Annotated in this window: 17 protein-coding genes; 11 read left to right on the top strand and 6 right to left on the bottom strand. The window is 43.2% G+C overall.

All coding sequences use genetic code 11. From position 1 onward, the window contains the following. The first annotated feature begins 130 nt into the window (after nt 1–130). The 3 genes from VMW01_00785 (at nt 131) to VMW01_00775 (ending at nt 2,727) form a co-directional block, all read left to right on the top strand. Nucleotides 131–1,483 carry a DUF4209 domain-containing protein gene (locus tag VMW01_00785; GenBank protein HUW04772.1) on the top strand — a complete coding sequence of 451 codons (1,353 nt, stop codon included), beginning with the start codon at nt 131–133 and terminating at the stop codon, nt 1,481–1,483. Nucleotides 1,484–1,744: 261 nt separating this feature from the next. Then, complete coding sequence (locus tag VMW01_00780) at nt 1,745–2,137, top strand: nuclear transport factor 2 family protein (GenBank protein HUW04771.1); 393 nt, start codon at nt 1,745–1,747, stop codon at nt 2,135–2,137. Between the two features lie 29 nt (nt 2,138–2,166). Continuing rightward, complete coding sequence (locus tag VMW01_00775; protein HUW04770.1) at nt 2,167–2,727, top strand: YdeI/OmpD-associated family protein; 561 nt, start codon at nt 2,167–2,169, stop codon at nt 2,725–2,727. 121 nt (nt 2,728–2,848) lie between these two features. On the opposite strand, the gene VMW01_00770 is transcribed toward VMW01_00775, so the two are convergent. From VMW01_00770 to VMW01_00760, 3 genes are all read right to left on the bottom strand, one after another. Next, complete coding sequence (locus tag VMW01_00770) at nt 2,849–3,625, bottom strand: SDR family oxidoreductase (GenBank protein ID HUW04769.1); 777 nt, start codon at nt 3,623–3,625, stop codon at nt 2,849–2,851. 101 nt (nt 3,626–3,726) lie between these two features. After that, nucleotides 3,727–4,926: a pyridoxal phosphate-dependent aminotransferase gene (locus VMW01_00765; GenBank protein HUW04768.1), complete on the bottom strand. Its 1,200-nt coding sequence runs from the start codon at nt 4,924–4,926 to the stop codon at nt 3,727–3,729. 30 nt (nt 4,927–4,956) lie between these two features. Continuing rightward, nucleotides 4,957–5,358: a DUF1573 domain-containing protein gene (locus VMW01_00760; protein ID HUW04767.1), complete on the bottom strand. Its 402-nt coding sequence runs from the start codon at nt 5,356–5,358 to the stop codon at nt 4,957–4,959. A gap of 210 nt (nt 5,359–5,568) precedes the next feature. On the opposite strand from VMW01_00760, the gene VMW01_00755 reads away from it, so the two are divergent. The 6 genes from VMW01_00755 (at nt 5,569) to VMW01_00730 (ending at nt 11,685) form a co-directional block, all read left to right on the top strand. After that, nucleotides 5,569–6,459 carry a mechanosensitive ion channel domain-containing protein gene (locus VMW01_00755; GenBank protein HUW04766.1) on the top strand — a complete coding sequence of 297 codons (891 nt, stop codon included), beginning with the start codon at nt 5,569–5,571 and terminating at the stop codon, nt 6,457–6,459. A 45-nt stretch (nt 6,460–6,504) separates the two neighbouring features. Next, nucleotides 6,505–7,236, top strand: a complete 732-nt coding sequence (locus VMW01_00750) for a hemerythrin domain-containing protein (protein ID HUW04765.1) — start codon at nt 6,505–6,507, stop codon at nt 7,234–7,236. Then, complete coding sequence (locus VMW01_00745; GenBank protein ID HUW04764.1) at nt 7,236–7,832, top strand: response regulator transcription factor; 597 nt, start codon at nt 7,236–7,238, stop codon at nt 7,830–7,832. The genes VMW01_00750 and VMW01_00745 overlap by 1 nt, the downstream gene beginning before the upstream one ends. Nucleotides 7,833–7,992: 160 nt before the next feature. Further along, nucleotides 7,993–9,042 carry a hypothetical protein gene (locus tag VMW01_00740; GenBank protein ID HUW04763.1) on the top strand — a complete coding sequence of 350 codons (1,050 nt, stop codon included), beginning with the start codon at nt 7,993–7,995 and terminating at the stop codon, nt 9,040–9,042. Then, on the top strand, nt 9,039–11,021 hold the full coding sequence (locus tag VMW01_00735) for a caspase family protein (protein ID HUW04762.1): 1,983 nt from the start codon (nt 9,039–9,041) through the stop codon (nt 11,019–11,021). Before VMW01_00740 ends, VMW01_00735 begins: the two co-directional genes overlap by 4 nt. A 97-nt stretch (nt 11,022–11,118) precedes the next feature. Further along, nucleotides 11,119–11,685 carry a hypothetical protein gene (locus VMW01_00730; GenBank protein ID HUW04761.1) on the top strand — a complete coding sequence of 189 codons (567 nt, stop codon included), beginning with the start codon at nt 11,119–11,121 and terminating at the stop codon, nt 11,683–11,685. 63 nt (nt 11,686–11,748) lie between these two features. Here VMW01_00730 and VMW01_00725 read toward each other — a convergent pair whose 3' ends face one another. Genes VMW01_00725 through rlmH form a run of 3 tightly spaced genes read right to left on the bottom strand, consistent with a single transcriptional unit; the run spans nt 11,749 to nt 16,676 of the window. After that, nucleotides 11,749–12,534 (bottom strand): MBL fold metallo-hydrolase, encoded by a 786-nt coding sequence (locus VMW01_00725; protein ID HUW04760.1) that lies wholly within the window; start codon nt 12,532–12,534, stop codon nt 11,749–11,751. A 34-nt stretch (nt 12,535–12,568) separates the two neighbouring features. Continuing rightward, nucleotides 12,569–16,192, bottom strand: a complete 3,624-nt coding sequence (locus VMW01_00720) for a HAMP domain-containing sensor histidine kinase (GenBank protein HUW04759.1) — start codon at nt 16,190–16,192, stop codon at nt 12,569–12,571. Nucleotides 16,193–16,202: 10 nt separating this feature from the next. Beyond that, a complete protein-coding gene (gene rlmH, locus VMW01_00715) occupies nt 16,203–16,676 on the bottom strand; it encodes a 23S rRNA (pseudouridine(1915)-N(3))-methyltransferase RlmH (protein HUW04758.1) in 474 nt (157 codons plus the stop codon). Nucleotides 16,677–16,856: 180 nt separating this feature from the next. On the opposite strand from rlmH, the gene nadC reads away from it, so the two are divergent. Both nadC and VMW01_00705 read left to right on the top strand, forming a co-directional pair. Next, on the top strand, nt 16,857–17,705 hold the full coding sequence (nadC, locus tag VMW01_00710; GenBank protein HUW04757.1) for a carboxylating nicotinate-nucleotide diphosphorylase: 849 nt from the start codon (nt 16,857–16,859) through the stop codon (nt 17,703–17,705). A gap of 1 nt (nt 17,706) precedes the next feature. Continuing rightward, a partial coding sequence (locus tag VMW01_00705) for a YhjD/YihY/BrkB family envelope integrity protein (GenBank protein ID HUW04756.1) occupies nt 17,707–18,177 on the top strand: 471 nt, incomplete at its 3' end.

Here is an 18,177-nt window from a genome sequence, read left to right as displayed (position 1 = left end):
TCAAACCGATCGAGGTCAAGAAGCACGGGAAGCTGGCCAAAAGCATTTTTAAATATGGTCTAACCTACATCGCAACTGTGCTGCTAAACGCTTATTATCAAGACAATATCGGAATATTTAAATTTTTGTCATGTACTTAGGTATACTTCATATTTCAGAGAAAACAAAATGTTATATTGAGATTGTAAAAAGTACTATTGTAGATATTGTTGAATCTTCTCAACTTCCATATTATCAAAAGTTAAATGTATTAGAGCTTGCTGTTGATTCGAAATTGTTTCGTGCAAAGGAATTTGAGTTTTCACTCCCTATTTTGACTTCTTGGATTGATTTCTCTGATTCGGGCAATTATTTTGTCAATCAATCAATCCTAAATTTAGCAATTAAGATTTCAGATAAGCTTAAAAAGCCTGTTAATGAGTATTATGAGAAATTGGCAATTAATCAAGATAGTATAATAGGCCAACATCTAGAAGAAACGGACTTTATTAGATTTACATCATTTGGAGAAAAGGCCAAGTATTATAAAAAGGCTGGTAACATTGAAGAATATGAGAAAACTTTAATTGAATACACGAGACTTAAAACAAAATTCGAACTTGCCTTAATTGAAGTAAGATTGCCCATTAAAGAAACTGAATTAGTACATGATTATTTGAATAGAAAATCAGAGTTGCTCCTTCAAATGCCAATAGAAACAATATTACATTATTTTTCAACAAGTAATGATTTACTAATTAAAACTGATGTATTAGATAAAATGACTGAAGAAGGATTTAAACATTCTTTTTATCAGTTCACTTCTGTTAATGTATTTGATATTAATAGTAATCATAAAAAACTGACGGATGAGGAGGCAAAGGCAAATGAGCGTTTTAAGGCTTATGCATTACATTTTAATCTATTTGTTTTCCCTTTGTTTATAAAGACTACAGCATTAGGTATAATTAATGGAAAGATAAATTATCATTCAGTTTTTAAATTTCTGAATGACAATTCATGGTATGGTCAAAAATTTGACAGAGGAAATGTTGAGCGTGACTTAGATAGTAAATCTAATTGGTTAAGTCTTTTTGCTCCTGGTTTATATGATTTTTTATCTCAACTTGAGTGGGCTTTCATAATGAATAATAATAATGTGCCTAACTTTATTCTATGTATAGATTCTTTAACTTTGAAATTTGAGGGAGCCATAAGGGATTTTATACGATTAATTGGTGGAACTTCTACCATTGAGAAAAGAGGTGAATTGAAAGAACAACTATTAGAAGAGTTACTACAAAATCCAGAGATAATAAAACATTTTACTAAGGATGATATTACACTTTTTAAGTATGTGTTCACAAATTCGGGATGGAATATTAGAAATAATGTAGCTCATTGTTTTTATCCATTTTCGAATTATTCATTTGATAAAGCCACTTTAGTTTTTTTGTGCATTTTAAAACTTGGTAAATATAAATTGACAATAAAAACAGAATAAAGCACCTCATGGCTAACAAACTGTATGAAACATCTGGGGTTAAGAGGTATGTCCGGTGCAGCACACGCTGGCAGGGTTCTTATTAGTTGATAAATACATTGCACTGAACTCCCATGTTCCATACCACTACTGTTGTGTTACATGCAAACATTATTAAAATGACTGATTATGCCATATAAATCCTTGCCCTTGAAGGCAAATTAAATAATACCAAGGAAGAGCCTTAAAAACAGAATAGTTGTCAATTTAATATAAAACATCATGGATAAGCCTACTCTTGCGGAAACAATCATTGAGTTGGAGACCGCGGCTCTCGATGCATGGCACAATGGTAATCCCTCTCCCTATCTCGAACTTTACTCCAAGGACTTCACCTATTTCGACCCGGCACACGAAAAGCGGCTCGACGGATGGGACACAATAAAGGCGTTCTACGAAAACATGCGGGGAAAGGTAAAAATGGATAGGTATGAAATCGTGAATCCCATGGTACAGTCAACCGATACCATGGCTGTTCTGACCTACAATTTGCGCTCATACTCAGGTGACACGCTCTGGAAAGAGAACTGCACTGAAGTGTATAGGCTTGAAGAAAATAGCGAGTGGAAAATCATCCACAGCCATTGGTCGTTGACCCAACCCTCTGTTGATTAATTTTACCGCGTCACTCATTTCGGTTGATTATGGATACCGTATTGACTTTTGCAGATAGACAGGCTTTTCGCGAATGGCTTGCCAAGTATGGAGCAGAGAGCAATGGTGTATGGTTGCTCTTTAGTAAAAAGGGGGAAATTGTCACACTCACTGCTGCCGATGCACTGGAAGAGGCGCTTTGTCACGGGTGGATAGACGGACAATTACAATCACTGGACGATAATACCTACAAAAAGTATTTTGCCCGACGCGTGCCCAATAGTGAATGGTCCGCTAAGAACAGGAAGTTGGCGCAAGCTCTAATGGAAAAGGGACTAATGACCCAGCAGGGCCTAGAGGCCATAGAACGGGCTAAGAAAAACGGTTCATGGGATAGTGCTAAACGTATCCTGATTGACGATGAGCAAATACAGTTATTTAAGGAAATTGTTCATCCATATGAGCTGGCCTATACCAATCTGCTGGCGATGTCGCATTCGGTGCAGCGTTCGTATACCGGATTTTATTTTGATGCCAAAACGGACAAAACCCGCGAAGCCAGGTTAGAAAAGATTATTGACAGGCTTAATAGAAATTTGAAGCCAATGTAAGTGGCTTATAAGACAATGTTGAAAAAGAGAAAGAATAACAAAATGCACGAACGTGTAACACTCTTCTACGACCCTAGCAAGAATCTTCAAAAATGCTAAACGGCAATTTGCCAGCTATTTTTCACCCAAAAATTCCCTTAACCGCCCCACCATCAACCGTTAGGGTTTGCCCGGTAACGTAGCCCGAAACCGGGGAGAGCAGCCATGCCGCCAGCGAGGCAAATTCGGCTGGTCGCCCCAGCCGGCGAACGGGTATCTCCTGCTCAGAAAGTTTGCGGGCATCGGAAAGGGAGATGCCGTGATCTTGGCTCTTTCGCACAAAAAGCCTTTCAAGCGCCTTGGTATCGTGCGAACCGGGGGCAATCACATTTACTGTAATACCCGAATGGGCCAGCTCCTGCGAAAGCGACTTGGCAAAGCCAACCACCGCTAGGCGTAACGAGGTGCTTAGGGCTAGGTTTTCAATGGGCTGCTTTACGCTCATGCTTTCGAGGAATAGCACACGACCATACTTGTTCTTTTGGAGCAAGGGAACAATGCTAAGCATTAGCTCCACCTTCCACCGAAGGAGCGTTTTATAGGCTTCATCCCAGTCGGCAACGGTTGTTTCAATGGCCGCCTTTGCCGGTGGCCCGCCTGCATTAACCAGAACACCGCTGAGCTGACGTCCTCCAATCTTCTCAAGGAGCAGCTGGGTGAATTTCTCATGGGCAATATCGCCGTGGAGAGCCTCCGCTCTTCCAGGAAAGGCTGCTTCGAGCTCCATAAGCAACTCGAGACGTCTTCCGGTTACAATCACCGAAGCCCCCTCGAGAAGGAGTGTTTCGGCCACGGCTCTTCCCAGCCCAGAGCTGGCGCCGGTTACCACGAATAGCTGATTACGAAGCCCTATATCCATAGCTTTTTCTCTAGGGAACAGCTCTGTTGAATTATTGTTCTCGCGAGCTAAAAATAAAAAAGGGCCTCTGGTGAGGCCCCTTTCATGGTTTTGCAATAAGCTTATATTGTTCGTCCAGGATATTGCTTAAGGGCAATCTCTAAACATTCCATTGCGCTTTTTAGGTCTTCTATTTTGAGCACGTAGGCAATACGAACTTCATTTTTGCCCAACCCACAGGTAGCATAAAAACCAGTGGCAGGAGCAAGCATAACCGTTTGTTGGTTGTGGCTAAAGCTCTCCAGTAACCATTGAGCAAACTTGTCGGAATCGTCGATGGGGAGCTTTACCACGGTGTAGAACGCACCCTTTGGCTTGGGGCAGTATACCCCTTCCATCTTATTTAGCGCTTCAACCATAAAGTTCCTACGGTCGATGTATTCGTTATATACCCCAGTGAAGTAATCGGCTGGAGTTTCTAGTGCTGCCTCTGCGGCAATTTGTCCATAGGATGGAGGGCAGAGCCTTGCCTGGGCAAACTTCATTGCCGTTGCAACAACCTCCTTGTTGTGGGTAATGAGCGCGCCAATGCGAACGCCGCACATGGAGTAGCGTTTCGAAACGGAATCTAGAAGGATAACGTTTTGCTCTAACCCGGGGAGGTTCATGGCTGAAAAATGCTCATTTCCATCGTAGCAGAACTCACGGTAAACCTCATCCGAAAAGAGGTAAAGATCGTGCTTCTTGATTAGCGAAGCCAGCTGCTCCAGCTCCGATTTGGTGTAAAGGTATCCAGTTGGATTATTGGGGTTGCAGATAACAATACCCTTTGTTTTTGAAGTAATTAACTTCTCAAACTCCGATATGGTAGGTAGTGCAAAGTCCTTGGAAATGCTTGACGTAACAGGTTTCACCACAACACCGGCCTGGGTGGCAAATCCGTTGTAGTTAGCATAAAATGGTTCAGGAATAATAATTTCATCGCCGGGGTTAAGGGTGCTCATCAGGGCAAAGGTAATGGCCTCCGAACCGCCGGTTGTAATGAGCATATCGTTGTGGTCGATGGATATACCAATTCCTTGGTAGTATTTTGCCAACCCTTTGCGGTACGATTCATTTCCTGCCGAATGGCTATACTCAATCACCTTTTCCTTGTAGTTGCGAACGGCATTTAGGGCCACCTCTGGAGTTGGAATGTCAGGTTGGCCAATGTTGAGATGGTAAACTTTTACCCCTCTTTTTTTTGCCGCTTCGGCATATGGAACCAACTTACGTATGGGGGAGGAAGGCATTGCCTTTCCTTTTTCAGAAATTTGAGGCATGATGTTTATAGAATTTATCTTTGTTGATTGTTATTTTTCCTTTTTTGGTGCCACCGCTCCCATTATGCGTAATATGATTGGGGAAGTTTTTGCGTTGGAAAACACAGTAACAGATTTGTTAAATGATCCAACAATGGAGGTGTTGTATCCAACCTCGATTTCTCCTGTTTTCCCAGGCATAATTGGTTCTTTAGGCCAAACCGGTTTGGTGCAGCCACATCCGGAAACTACGTTGCTAACAATGAGTGGTGTGGTTCCGGCATTGGTGAATTCAAACTTATATACCCCGCTCTCACCAAACTGTAACAGACCAAAGTTGTGTTCGGTAACCATAAAAGTTATGGTTGTTTTAGTGGTGTCTGCTTGCTGAGCCTTAACTTGTGATATGCCTGTAAAGGCTGCCAAGACGGCAAGTATAAGCAATTTCTTCATGGCATTACTCATTTAAATGTTCGACAAATTTAGCTGGAATAGTCAACAAATAACATGCTTTACAATATATTTCGCTTGCTGGTGGATGCATATCACTGTTAACTTTTTTTTCTTTTTAAGACTTTTGGGCGCTAAGAATGTTTAGCTAGAAAAAGCATTTAACCACTTTTGTTTTTTTTGCCTATCTTGTATTCCTAAAGTTGTATAGCCATGGAGGATGTGTACGCATTTCTAAAAAGAATATTGGACCTGCTCAACTTCACAATTTTTAATTATGGCAGTTCAAAAATAACCATTGGCATGCTCCTCTATTTATTGATCGCCATCACCTTACTATTTGTTTTCACAAAAATCCTTCGCAAGTTCATTGTTGAAAGGTTGGTTATAAGGGTTACCAGCAACGAAAGTTTTGCACATTCGGTGGGCAATATTTTCAAGTATGCAGTAATTTTTATAGGTCTGGTGGTAATTTTTCAATCTTCCGGCGTAAACCTAAGTGCGCTTACCGTGGTGGCTGGAGCATTGAGCGTTGGAGTTGGCTTTGGATTACAAAACATCACCAACAACTTTATCAGCGGCTTAGTTATTCTCTTTGAACGGCCAATTAAGGTTGGTGATAGGGTTGAGGTTCCCGATTTGAATAACCTTGCTGGAACCATTATGACCATTTCTGCTCGAAGTACCACCATTCTCACGAATGATAACATTGCCGTTATTGTTCCTAACTCAAAGTTTATTTCTGAAACGGTAATTAATTGGAGCTACAACGACACCAGCGTTCGATTTGCCATACCAGTTGGAGTTGCTTACAAGGAGGATCCAGAGGTGGTTCGCAGCATACTGCTTAAGGTAGCCAACGAAAACCCGCATGTGCTTAAAACTCCTGAACCGGAGGTGTTGCTGGAGAGCTACGGCGATAGCTCCATCAATTTTTTACTCAGGGTTTACACATCATACCATAGCACTAGGCCATTGGTGCTTTCCAGCGAAATCTATTTTGAACTTTTTGCAAAGTTTAAACAGCAAGGCATTGAAATACCATTCCCGCAGAGAGATGTTCACATTATCGATGCTGACGGCCATACAAACTCAAAAAGTTAAACCATTTAGGCCAAAGGATGTTATTGCTTCAAAACTGCTGCATTCATGATTGTTACTAAAGGAACAAAGATGGCGGAGCTGGTTCTTTCCGACAGCCAACTTCTGCCAATCATTCATCGCCTAGGTGTTCACCTTGGGTTTGGGGAGAAAACGGTTGAGCTTGTCTGCCTCGATTATGGCGTTGATGTAAACTTCTTTTTGGAGATTGTGAATTTGTTCTGCAATCCCGGTTATACGCCTACTCGGCAGCCAGCTTATGGCATCGAGCCGGTGGTGGCATATCTGCATAAGTCGCATGCATTCTTTCGCGAGCAGAAGTTTCCGCTGATAAACGAAAAAATTATGATGCTGGCGGATTTTCCTGGAGGGGAGAGCCACGTGCCTCTTATTCAGAATTTCTTCAGCAGCTACATGGCTGAATTTTTAGCGCATATCAAGAAGGAGGATGAGGTAGTATTTCCGTACGCATTGGCGGTTAATAGCTGCTACCGATCGGGAAAAATGACATTGGAGCTTAGCAACAAAATGAAGGAGTATTCCATGTCATCATATCGGCAGGAGCATGACGACATTGAGGTAAAGTTGTCTGATTTACGGAACATACTCATAAAATACCTTCCTCCAATCGATGGGGGCAAGGTTGTTTCCTCCATTCTTTTTGAGCTATCAGCAATGGAGAAGGAGCTGGAGAACCACTCTACCATAGAGGAACGAATTTTGGTTCCACGTGTGTTGGCAATGGAAGAGGCCTTTATGAAAGGAAAGGCAAGGAGGTGATGAGAAAGGTCACATTTGTCGTTGCTGAGCGCTCCTATCTTATCAGGCGTGGGTTGGTATCATCCATTGAGGAGCTGGGTACCACTAGCGTGGTTCGCGAGCTGGATAGTGGAGAGCGATTGGTCAAGATTTTAACTGACCAACAACCCGATTATTTGGTTATAGCTGCAGATCTGTTGCAGGAGTACGACGAAAGCATACGCTGCCTTTTTGAATCTGGATTTGAAACACAGCTGGTTGCACTCCTCAATAGTGGTGATAAGATTTCAACTCATTATCATACTTGCGACACAATTTTTGTGAACGACGATAAAGCCACCATTCTTCGATTGCTCAGGGAACTAGTCGCTAGGCAGGTTAAGCACATGCATGGTGAACCGCCCAGCGCCGAGCTCTCTCCCCGAGAGCTTAATATTGTGAGGGATATCTCTCTTGGCCTATCTAATAAGGAGATTGCGGAAAAAAATTTCATTTCATTCCATACGGTAGCTACGCATCGTAAGAATATTACTCGAAAGCTAGGAATTAAGTCAGTACCGGGTCTTACCGTTTATGCCATCCTTAACAAGCTCATCGATATGGATGCCCTTTCATAGCATCTTGCTCGATACTTGCCAACGTAAAAACAATAATCTCTCACGAAGTAAAAACAGTGATCATCTTTTCGCATATTTTAATATAAATTGCTGATACTTTTCGATGGGCAATTTGTATATGAAAATTTCGAATCTTCGCAGTTGGTCAACTTTGTTTATCGTGCTGGTATCCAGTGTCGTAATCTTTCAGAAGGCATCTGGGCAGCAGGAGAAGCTACTGTATGAAATCGCTCGACAGGGTCCGGCAGAAACCTACAGTGTGCGATTTCATAATATTGATCGCTTGAGTTACTACCCCGACACCTTACCCAGCTGGTTTTTTAATCCTCCGCTTTCAGGAGGTGACGACTTTTACGCCATTGGTATTAGCGACCCCGATATGACTCGCGACTCAGCAATGGCTCAAGCAATGCAGCGCGCTAAAGGAATAATTGCAATTGAGGTTAATACGAAGGTGCAATACTTTAGGGATATTTATAAGGTTGAAACGGTGGAAGGAAGATACGTCACTGAAGGGCAGAAGTACGATACCTATTACAAAATTGCCTCTAGCATTCCATTTTCTGATTCGGGAATAGCCGTTCTCGATTCCCACTTTACGCGATATAATGAGCAGCTGGTGCTTGTGCACTACTCTGTGCCGTCTAAGTATAACCATCCCAATCAACTTGAGGCCAAGGCAACTGTCGTAAATTTGGAGTTTACCATCAACGATGTTTCCGAGCTGCAGGAGGAGTATACCATTTACTTTTTTCAGGATTGCGCCGACACTGCACATAATACTGAAACTTCCTACAACTACCGACGTAGAGATTGGCGATTTAACTACTTGTCGAAAATTAACTCGAAGGTGCACAACTACCCCAGCTATAGCTACAAATATGTAGGGTTAAACCAGTATGACTCTACAGTGGTTTTTACATCCTACCCGGGACTTTGGGCTGCCTATCTTCGAGGGTGGATGCAGGAAATAACTTATCATGCCGAGCAGGGCAAAAAACTGGTAAGGAGCCTTGGTGACAGCTATGATCCCAAATCGGAGGATATTATTAGGGAAACCTCACAGTGCAAGGGCAGTTTTGGCTTACAAAGCCTTCGGATTGATGACGATAAAATTCAGCTAGATCTGCTATTCCTCGATTCTTTTGAAGCAAATAATAATGACAATAATTTGTCCAATAATAACACTAATAAAAGACCAGAATCATGAAAAAAATACTACGAAATCTGGCGCTCTTGATGGGAGTACTCATTGCCTTTGGTAGCGCTAAGGCACAGGAAGTTAATATCATTAAGGTAAAGCAACTTGACGACAAGATTAATGTCGAATATGATATTGTTGGAGAAAATCTTGGTCAGCAATTTGATGTTGCTGGTTACTACTCCATCGATGGAAAGTCGTTTGTTCCAATGAAATCGCTTAGCGGCGATTATGGAAAAGGGTTGGCTGGGGGCGTTGGTCGCCTTATGGTTTGGGATGCCGTTAAGGATGCCGGATATTACAGCGGCAACCTGAAGGTAAAAATCACCGCTACTTCACAGAAGGTTGAGCCTACCTCAGATGATTTTCAAAAGTTCACCTTCAAGTTGATGAGTTTACACCGGCTACCTGATAACAAGATGGAGCTGGATATGAACATCCGGAACGATGGTGGCAAGCGCGAACTAAAAATGTTTAACGGGTTGGTTACGCTTACCGATTTCAACAACCTAAAATATGATGCTCAGGTGGGTGTTCTTGGTACCGTTGAGGGCCCTGAACGGTATTCAACCCCAACATTGTCGATTAACACTGGTGAATCGGTTAAGGCGAGCTTTATTTTCGAACGTATTCCAGGTGATCTGGACCGTGTAAAGGCATTAGACTTAGGGTTTGAGGTGTTAACTTACGACAGCTACTCGCTCGATTACAAGAAGGGCAAGTTGCAGTTTAGAGATCTTCCAGTAACGCTAAAACCTCAAGCGGTGCAAGGAAAACCTGTGGTTAAAACCGCTGAAGCTCAGGTTGGTCCGTTGGCAGTTGCATTTGTTAAGCCAGCACCCGCTCCTCAACCTGTTGCCCCACCAGAAATTACAATCACCGATCCCTCTGGAACAACGCTTGTTGGCAGCGCGGCCCTTACCCGAAGCGGTCCCTATGCCCAAACATCCATGCAGATGCACGATAAGCGGATGCGATCGGTGGGCGAAGATACAGGGGTTGAAGTTCGAACTAAAACAATAAACGTTAAAGGAGTTGCCAAGTCGAGTGTTGGCATTTTTGCGGTGCAAATCAATGGAATCGATGCTGCCCTTACTGCCGATGGTTCCTTTGATGCCAATATTAAGTTGGTCCCCGGAAAAAACGAGGTAGTGGTTAGGGCTACCGATGTTAAGGAGGGAACTACCGAACGAAAGTTCTACGTTATTAGGAAAGATGTTCAACCGGCCCATGATGAGGCAAATGAAACGGAGGAGCTTGATTTAACTTTCGACAAGCCCAATGCTGGAAAGTTTTATGCTCTGATAATTGGCGTGGCCGACTACACCGACCCTGCCATAAATAAGCTCGATGAACCCATTAGCGATGCTGCCAGCCTAGCCAAGGTTTTGGTTTCGAGATATGACTTTGATGCCTCCGATGTTTTTTTCCTGAAGGATGCCACCCGGGAGAGCATCATTGACGCCTTCGACATGCTTACAAGGAAGGTTACCAAGAACGACAATGTTATCATATTCTATGCGGGCCATGGCTACTGGAATCCTGAAACGGAACTTGGCTACTGGCTTCCCGCTGATTCAAAGGCTTCGAGCACATCCAACTGGTTAGCAAATAGCACTATTCGCGACTATATTGGTGCAATTAAATCGCGGCACACCTTAGTTATTGCCGATGCCTGCTTCAGTGGAGGAATTTTTAAGACACGTAAGGCATTTAGCGATGCGCCGGAAGGTATTAATAAGCTGTATGAGCTGCCAAGCCGTAAGGCTATGACTAGCGGAACACTTACTGAGGTGCCGGATGTTAGCGTATTTATGCACACTTTGGTTAAGCGGTTGGAGGATAATACGCAAAAGTATATCTCTTCCGAAGAGCTGTTTGCTAGTATTAAACCTGCCGTACTCAATAACACCGAAACTGTACCTCAGTTTGGCGATATCAAAGGGGTTGGCGACGAAGGTGGAGACTTTATTTTTGTTCTGAAATAGAGTTAAATGGATTATAACGCATGAAGGGAAGAATTATTTCTTCCCTTTTTTGTTGTTTGTTTGAAAAAGTTTATTTGTTTTACAGAAAAAATAGGGTATGGAAACAACTTCTACTCTTCTCAGAAATGGAAGGTTATTTGGCAAGGTAGCTTTTGCTGTTCTTGTTATGGCTACCGTTGGATATCAGAACGTTTCGGCTCAAGCTGATACCAAAACACAAAAACTCGAAGCGAAAGTTGATGCTACAAAGCTGAAGCTGGGGATCGCGGAGGCGAAAGTTTTTACGGCCGACAGCTTGATAAAAGCTGGCGAGGACATGATTGCGGAGGGAAATGAGGAGATCAAAACCATTGAGCGCGATGGGAAGGAAATTGATAAAACCTACGGTAACGATCTAAAGCCGATTGATAAAGCCATGAGGTCGAAGGATAAGGAAGAGTTAACCCAGGCAAAGGCCGATCTGAAAGAGGTAAACACAAAGTATAAAGCCGATGTTAAGGCCATTGATAAGCGGTATAAGGATGCCCAGAAGAAGGTAGATAATGGAAAGAAAATGGTAGAGAAGGGCAAGGAGAAGATGAAGGCTGCAAAGGTTGCCAAGAAGGCTGCTGAGACAGCGAACAAGGAGGCAGAAAAAGCCCTTGAAAAGTCAATGAAAAAATAGGCCCCTACAACCTAAACTTAACCTATATTGCCGAAGGCCATCCATGAGGATGGCCTTCTTTTTTTAACTGAAATCTATTATTCTACCCGTGGTTACAGCCTTTTCTGGCCAATGCTTATGAAACTCATCAATCACACCAAAGCTGGTACAGTGCGAGGGCATCACATGACCAACCCCTTGCGATTTTAGGTAAGCAATGGTTTCCATTACCTGATTGTTAACATGCTTAAGGTGAAAACCACCCAAAACCGCATTCACTTTTGATTTTCCTGTTACTTGCTTAGCATAGTCTACAATGTTGCATACACCAGAGTGGGCACACCCCGTAAGGATAATCAGTTCCTCATTATGGATTATGGCCAATGCCGAATCATCGGGGAGCATATCGGGTTCTCCATTTTCTAGGGTAAAATGGGTAGGTGTATTCTCAAACTCAAACTTTCGAGGAATGGCTCCAAGAAAAACCACTCGGTCATTTAGAAATACGGGGGTCTCTGTTTTGCGAAAGATGAGTTTCTCCAGCATCTCCTCCTCGGAAAAGGAAAGGCCTACAGAAAGAGAACCATCTCTCGAGAACCGCTTTCGAAAAACCGCAGGATGGCAGGTAACTGTTTTATCGGTTAAAAACTTTAATCCATTACCGTGGTCCCAGTGGCCATGGCTTAGCGCAACCACTTCAACCGAGGATAGGTCAATATTCAGCTGCTGCGCATTGCGAAGGAATAAGTCGGAGGCACCTGTATCAAGCAAAATTGTTCCAGACGCCTCTACCAGCCACGAAAGTCCATGCTCACTTTCAAAACCTTCACCAGGTTGATTATCCGAAAGAATAGTTATTGTAGTCCTCATTGTTGTAGGTTTTACAGGATAAACACCATTGACACTAATTGGTCTTGCTCATTCTGAATATTGGCAGCTTGCAGAAGAATGTGGTTCCTACACCAACTTCGCTAGTAAACCAAATAGATCCACCAGCTTCCTCAATAGTTTTTCGTGTAAGCACAAGGCCGAGGCCTGTTCCTCCTGATTTGGTGGTAAAGTAAGGTTCAAAAATCCGAGCTTGCTGCATTGGGGAGATGCCTTCACCGTTATCGGTAATGCTTAATAGCACAACGTCCTCAGCACATTCAGCCGCAATAGTGATTATGGGATTTTTAACGTTAATTGTTGCCTGAATTGCATTTTTCACTAGGTTGGTAACCGCCTTCTGAAGCAGCTCCTTATCAGCAAAAACGTGGACGTTATTCTGGTCTAGGCAATTCGTCTCAATGGTAAGTCCCTTCTGTCCAGCAAAGAGGGCTTTGGTGTTCGATAATAGTTCGAACAACTTTACATTGCTGGCGTTGGAGCTAGTATCGCGGGCAATATTGCTAAATTGCCCCGCCGTTTGCGTGAGGATACCTACCTGCTCAAGGAGCATTTTTGAAAATTCCTCAAATTTGGTGTCCCATTCAGCATAACCTTCCTTCTTCAACTTCACTAATTGCTGAAGGCTTAGCTTGATTGGTGTAAGCGGGTTTTTAATCTCATGGGCAATTTGTCGCGCCATTTCGCGCCACACTTTCTCCTTCTCTCCTTGGGCAAGCAGCTGCGCGTTTCTAGATAGCTCGGTTACCATCCGGTTATAGTCATGCACCAGCTGACCAATCTCATCATTTCCGTTGTAGCTAATTATCTCAGGTTTTCCTGTAATGTTGGTGCGACGCATTGCGGCTCTCACGCGCTGCAATGGTTTGGAAATGCTGCTAGCGGCCAAATAGCCAGAAATCCCAGCAAGGATTGCAAGCAGGAGGTATATGTTGGCAATGCGTCCAACCAAAGCCATGGCTTGTTCGCGTATCTCATTCTCACGGGTGAAGTATGGGAGGTTTATTACAGCCAAAATTTCACCTGTCCGGCTTAGTAGCGGGGCGTAGGCCGAAGTGTAGCTCAACTTCCCGATATGCTCATTAACAAGAAAAATATCCCGTTTTTGTATAACAATGGCTTGGTATGCTGCGGGGCTTAGCCAAAATCCCTGCAGCTCATTGGTAAAGGCCTCATGCCTCGATGTACCCAGCAGCTCCCCTGTGGTTCGAAATATATTTATGTCCGCATAGATAACATTTGAGGTAGTAAATAACTCGGAATCCAACGCGCCTGCCAGCAGCTGTCGTTGTGAGGAAAGATGCTGAATTTTTGGCTCAATGGAGATAATTGCCGAACGGAGTTTGTCGGAGATACTCTCTTCCACCACTTTCTTTTGGCGCGAAAAACTATAGCCAACAGAAACAGCACCAACGGTAAGCATGGAAACAACCATGAGTAATACTGAAAAACTGCGAATACGCTGCTGAAGGGTATGCCTTTTCCCCAATGCCTTGCTTCTTCTAAATACAAGCATTACCATTATGTAGGTAGCAAGAAAAATGTATACAAAAGGGGAGAGTAGAAATATCAAGGAATAGTTTTGTCGGCTAACTACAATTCGCTGGTCATCGGACGACTTGAACACATAATGCATAACGTGATTGATGACAACGATACCCGTGTCGGCAAGCTGTGCAGGCATTTTAAGCGTGTAGGAAAATGTTCCACTTTTTGTCTCCAGCTTCTCTCCATGATATTTTGCAAACGAGATATCCGAAGGAATCTCTTCTCGCCGATTTTGTTGGCCATTATCGATTAGCAAGCTGGGATAACCCGGTAGGTCAATGGCCAACTTTGAATCTATTTCGATGCTAAGAAAGTTGTTGCCAGAGGTCCCATCAGGGTAACTGTACATCAGTAGGTAGCTTATTCTACCGTTGTTGTTGTTGAGGTAATAAACGTGATCCTTAATAATTGGCTTGCCAATATCGAGCGCCATATCCATAAAGAAATTCTTGCAACCTACCTGCTTGTTGATGTCATTTAGAAATAGTTTTGTGCCATGAGGACAGGCGGTTACTTGCATGTCGTACTGCGTAAGGTAGCCCTTAAAGTAGTTGTTCGAAAGGTATTGGTGCAGCTGGGGCAGGCTTTTGGGAAGCTTTTTCATCATTATCGCAATGGATGAATCTGCCTTCATCTTATCGCTAAATTGGGTAATTAGATTTTCCGCTACTGGGTCGTGGTCCATTGCAAGACCTTTAGCAAGATGTGCAAGGTACTCTTCGGTATTCTCTTCGTTGGTGTGTAAAAACTGCAGGGAGAGAACGATTGAAATTAGGATAGCAAGGGTTAGAGGGAATATTTTTCGGATAGCTGGGATATAAACGCTTACTGCAAACAGTATATTTACAGATAGAGCCCCCGCTATTGCTATTACTCTATCGTACGATGATTCAAAAGGAAGCAGACCAACAAGGATGGTGTTTACAAGCAACATTGCAATAAGCCATCCCACGGAGGTTTTGGAAAATACGGCAATTCTAAGCCCAGTTTTTATAAGTGCAAGAATGCAGCTACCGAGTATAACCAAACTGATTAATCCGGTAATGGCAGGTCCAGCCGGAATTGCCCTTGCACCGCCAATTGGTCCTAGCACATCAATAATTGCTTTTGCGAGTATAATGGCAACTCCACTGAACAGCGTCGCTCCTGCTGCAAGAAGCGCTGGTAGGGCAACTTTTTTGATTACTCTCGGTAGTTTCGCTAGTCGGTTGGAGGAAATGGAGGAAGCGAAAATTGGAATTGTAATTATAATGAACAGTAGCCATTTGAGTAGCAAATCGAGGTGGATACCGTCTCCTGCATACAGCCAATTTGGGAAGAATGTCTTGTTGGCATCGTAGTAGTGGTTAAAAACCAAAATAAGTATTATTGCCACCGGTGGCGCAGTCACAACCTTAATCCACTCCAACTTATTCCACCTATGGCTCGACATCAGCAAGGTAATACCGAAAGCAAGGAGCAAAAGGCCAATCATCAGCAGGGTTGGTAAAAATGTTTTAAGGAGGCGGTGGTCGGCAATAAGCGAGTAGATAAACGTTCCCTTACTATATATGCTAAAAGTGCTTTGTGAATTGAAGCCAATGCCGCTAAACACTTTTGAAGCAGGGTAGAGTTCTGCTTTGAGAAATCGATTGTGGATTGGATAGCTTGTGTATACCTTTATTGCAGCTACCATGCACCAATCAAGTGTATCACTGGTAACAACGTAGTAGGTGCCACCCGATAAATTTTCAAGTATACCGATGTGGCTCAACCCAGTTTGAAACTCATCGGGTCCCGGAAGATTGGAACTCCAGAAAATAGGAGTGCCATTGTGGTAGAGGTAAACATCAATACCTTTTTGAGACACCAATTGTGCATTTGTAGTGAGTTGACTAAAAGCGCTGTCGCTATTGGCTTTGATGGCAATTTTAGTAAAGCTGTTGACAAAGGTTTGGACTGTGGAAACTTTGTCGTTAAACTGCTTCTGAATTTGCGCATACTCTCTATTCTGTATAAGCCTTTCGATGTTTTCACTATGTTGAAAAAGAACTAAAAAGGCAACTCCAGCAAGGATAAGCAGTATTGGTGTAAGTAGTTTATTTAGCTTCATTGTAATCGGCTTATTGATGGTGGTAGGGCTCGCCTTTAAGGATGGTAAATGCACGGTAGAGCTGTTCCAGAAAAATCAACTTTACCATTTGGTGAGAGAAGGTCATGAGCGATAGCGATAGTTTGGAGTTGGCTGCTTTATATACCTCCTCCGAAAATCCGTAGGGACCACCGGAAACAAAGCAGAGAATACGCGTTCCCTCCAGCACCTTCTTTTCTATAAAATCGGCAAAGCCTGAGGAGGACATCAACTTCCCTTGCTCATCGAGAAGAATAAGACAATCACAGTCGGCTGTTGCTTTTAGGATCAGCTCCCCCTCCAATTTTTTTTGCTGAGGCTCTGAGAGACTCTTGGCATTCTTAATATCAGGAATAAGCTTCAGTTCAAAGTTAATGTAGTGAACCAACCTCTTTTCATACTCCTTTACCCCTTCGGAGAGAAAGGCTGGAGTGGTTTTTCCAAATGCTACAAACCTAATTTTCATGCTTGTTAATTTTGAGCATAGCAACATCAATATCCAATATCGCTGCGTTAACCTTGATGATAATAACCCTAAGTTAACCTATATTTGTACTGATGCAATTTATGTAGCTAAATTCGACAATTATTCCCGCATTATGCAAATGCAGTGCCGCAATATTGGTGATAAAAATGGTTTAATTACATGGAACAATTTGACATTTTAGTTGATGAGCTTATCGACCTTGCCATACGCGAAGATGTTGGCGATGGCGACCACAGTTCACTCAGCTGCATACCCTTTGAGACGCAAGGAAAGGTAAAGTTGCTGGTGAAGCAATCCGGCGTTTTAGCTGGAGTTGATATTGCCCGGCGAGTATTTCAAAAAATTGACCCGCAAATCCTTTTGGAGGTGAAAATCAGCGATGGACAGCTAGTTAGTCCTGGTGATGTGGCCTTTTTCGCTACGGGTAGGGTTCAGTCGCTGCTGAAGAGTGAGCGTTTGGTGCTCAATATTATGCAGCGGATGAGCGGAATTGCCACCCAAACGGCTGAATATGTAAAGTTGGTTGAGGGAACTGGGGCAATTATCCTGGACACACGCAAAACAACCCCTGGAAGCCGAGTGCTCGACAAACTTGCGGTTAAAATTGGGGGAGGGCAAAACCATCGCATGGGCCTATTTGACATGATAATGCTCAAGGACAACCACATCGATTTTGCGGGTGGAATAGGTGAGGCAGTTGGTAGAGTAAAGGAGTATCTACAGCGTTTAGGTAAAAAATTACCAATTGAGGTCGAGGTGAGGACGCTTGCCGACTTGGAAATAGTGCTCAGTCTTGAGGGAATAACTCGTGTAATGTTCGACAACTTTGGTATAGAGCAAACTATTAAGGCTGTAGGCATGGTTGGTGGACGAATAGAGACCGAATCGTCAGGTGGAATTACTCGCGAAACCATACGCAGCTATGCAGAGACTGGAGTTACTTACATCTCGGTGGGAGCGCTTACTCACCAAATTAAAAGTTTGGATTTAAGCCTTAAGGCCATATAAAATGGGTGATTGGTTGGCTAAATACTTCCTTGCGAGGTGGAAGGTGGTTACCGAAAAGGCCAAGGAGTTTTCAATTCCCGGCTTTGGAGGCATTCCGCTTTACGATGTTGTAGTATTCTTCTTTCGTGGTATTGTAAAGGGTGCACTTACAACGAGAGCGTCGGCCATTGCCTTTAGCTTTTTTCTCGCCATTTTCCCATCCATCATATTTCTGTTTACGCTTATACCCTACATACCCATTACTAACTTTCAGGCGCAGCTGCTGGAGTTACTCAAGGGGATTATTCCATCCAATGCTTTCTCGGCCATTGAATCGACCTTGGTGGAGGTGGTAACACTGAAGAGTGGAGGATTGCTATCGTTTGGCTTCATTGCAGCCCTGTTTTTTTCCACCAACGGCGTTAACTCGCTCATTGGCGCATTCAATGCCACCTACCATGCCATCGAAACACGGAATATCTATTCCCAATAC

It is taken from the genome of Williamwhitmania sp. (assembly GCA_035529935.1).
Lineage (GTDB): Bacteria > Bacteroidota > Bacteroidia > Bacteroidales > Williamwhitmaniaceae > Williamwhitmania.
This window is presented reverse-complemented; position numbering and strand designations above follow the sequence as displayed.